This window comes from Bacillus sp. AY2-1 (assembly GCF_008368965.1).
GTDB lineage: Bacteria > Bacillota > Bacilli > Bacillales > Bacillaceae_G > Bacillus_A > Bacillus_A thuringiensis_S.
Window position 1 is genome coordinate 1 of the sequence record NZ_QPEL01000007.1, and the last position, 1,085, is coordinate 1,085.

Consider the following 1,085-nt stretch of genomic DNA (forward strand, 5'->3'; position numbering starts at 1 on the left):
CGTCTGCCAATACCGCCATATGGTGCACAGAGAGGCGGCGGCAACCCGGGTGGTCACCCACCGCAGGATTTTAAGTCCTGTGCGTCTGCCTGTTCCGCCACCCCGGCATGTCATATTGAAAATTGGAGCGGAAGACGGGATTCGAACCCGCGACCCCAACCTTGGCAAGGTTGTATTCTACCACTGAACTACTTCCGCAAGACATGTTTGAGATAGTTTTATTAAAAGTGCGGGTGAAGGGAGTCGAACCCCCACGCCAAAGGCGCTAGGCTATAGCCTATCGAATTCTTACTTAATTATATGTAAGTATCAATTAAATTATTTGTAATTTAAAAAATAAAAATGGGGCGACTGATGGGAATCGAACCCACGAATGCCGGAGCCACAATCCGGTGCGTTAACCACTTCGCCACAACCGCCATGTTGTGTAAATATATTTGGCAGGGGCAGTAGGAATCGAACCCACACTGGAGGTTTTGGAGACCTCAGTTCTACCTTTAAACTATGCCCCTATGTAAATGGTGGAGGGGGGCAGATTCGAACTGCCGAACCCGAAGGAGCGGATTTACAGTCCGCCGCGTTTAGCCACTTCGCTACCCCTCCGAAACTTACATGGTGCCGGCTAGAGGACTTGAACCCCCAACCTACTGATTACAAGTCAGTTGCTCTACCAATTGAGCTAAGCCGGCGTATTTTATTAAAATAAATGGTGGCTCGGGACGGAATCGAACCGCCGACACGAGGATTTTCAGTCCTCTGCTCTACCGACTGAGCTACCGAGCCTTATTAAAATGGCGGTCCCGACCGGGGGCGAACCGGCGATCTCCGGCCAGGCAGGCATGATAAACACTAAACCAACCGACAGGCTAGACCACAAAAAAAAAGACTCCCATGAAATGAAAACGGGGTGCAGAGACTAGAACACGCCGACCACCCAACCTTCAGATGACAAGATCAACAGCCCGACGCAATGGATAGCCACGTGGCGGACCCCTCCGAAATATATGGTGGAGGATGACGGGAGCGAACCGCCGACCCCCTGCTTGTAAGGCAGGTGCTCACCCAGCTGAGCTAATCCTCCATTT

8 tRNA genes are annotated in these 1,085 nt (G+C 51.4%); all 8 read right to left on the minus strand.

The features are described from left to right. Window positions 1–20 precede the first annotated feature (20 nt). Window positions 21–107 (minus strand) — tRNA-Leu (locus DN403_RS00660). A gap of 16 nt (window positions 108–123) precedes the next feature. Next, window positions 124–198: transfer RNA gene (locus tag DN403_RS00665), tRNA-Gly, on the minus strand. Window positions 199–343: 145 nt separating this feature from the next. Continuing rightward, a tRNA-His gene (locus DN403_RS00670) sits at window positions 344–419 on the minus strand. Between the two features lie 19 nt (window positions 420–438). Then, window positions 439–512, minus strand: a tRNA-Trp gene (locus DN403_RS00675). Window positions 513–519: 7 nt separating this feature from the next. Continuing rightward, window positions 520–603, minus strand: a tRNA-Tyr gene (locus DN403_RS00680). Window positions 604–613: 10 nt separating this feature from the next. Beyond that, window positions 614–689: transfer RNA gene (locus DN403_RS00685), tRNA-Thr, on the minus strand. Window positions 690–707: 18 nt separating this feature from the next. Next, window positions 708–783 (minus strand) — tRNA-Phe (locus tag DN403_RS00690). A gap of 222 nt (window positions 784–1,005) precedes the next feature. Continuing rightward, window positions 1,006–1,081: transfer RNA gene (locus tag DN403_RS00695), tRNA-Val, on the minus strand. Window positions 1,082–1,085 lie beyond the last annotated feature (4 nt).